Origin of the sequence: Mediterraneibacter sp. 210702-DFI.5.30 (genome assembly GCF_020560115.1) — a bacterium.
Taxonomy (GTDB): Bacteria; Bacillota; Clostridia; order Lachnospirales; family Lachnospiraceae; genus Mediterraneibacter; species Mediterraneibacter faecis.
This window is the reverse complement of sequence record NZ_JAJCME010000036.1, coordinates 1-495: the sequence shown is the minus strand read 5'-3', so window position 1 is coordinate 495 and position 495 is coordinate 1. Positions and strand designations below refer to the sequence as shown.

Below are 495 nucleotides of genomic sequence, written 5' to 3'. Positions count from 1 at the left end.
TCTTTTCTTCTTCTGAAAGGAAACTGCTAATCATGACATAAATCGTTTTGCAACTCATAAAGCAGTAACCTTTCAATTTCTGATATCTTGAAGATTCCATTACTACAATATGCATCTGATCCATGATTTCAAACGGATCGCGAGTACCAAATTTTTTGATCAGTTTGGTAGTTTCCGTGTAGATATAAGTGTTTCTCAAATCAATCACCTCAAAATTATAATATCTTAAAGAATGCAGAGTTGCGAAGATATAGCTCCGCAAGTATAAGGTATCAAATTAAGTGTTCAATAACTTACCCATATTATTCTTCGTTTGAATCTTCTGTCAGATATTTTTTTGGTGTGTATTTCTTTGCACGTCTCTTGGAATCCAAATAAAGCATCTGCATATCGTCCATAAAAGCAATCTTGTCTTCATCTGATAATGAGCCACCAGCGAACATAGCGGCAGCCTGTTCCAAAATCTGCTGTGCTTGTTTAGCTCCACGATTTCCA

At 35.6% G+C, this 495-nt stretch carries 2 pseudogenes; both read right to left on the bottom strand.

Annotated features, from left to right (window positions below):
• Positions 1-199, bottom strand: a pseudogene (locus tag LI126_RS14580) (ImmA/IrrE family metallo-endopeptidase); the annotation flags it as partial.
• Between the two features lie 103 nt (positions 200-302).
• Positions 303-495: pseudogene (locus tag LI126_RS14575) on the bottom strand (XRE family transcriptional regulator); the annotation flags it as partial.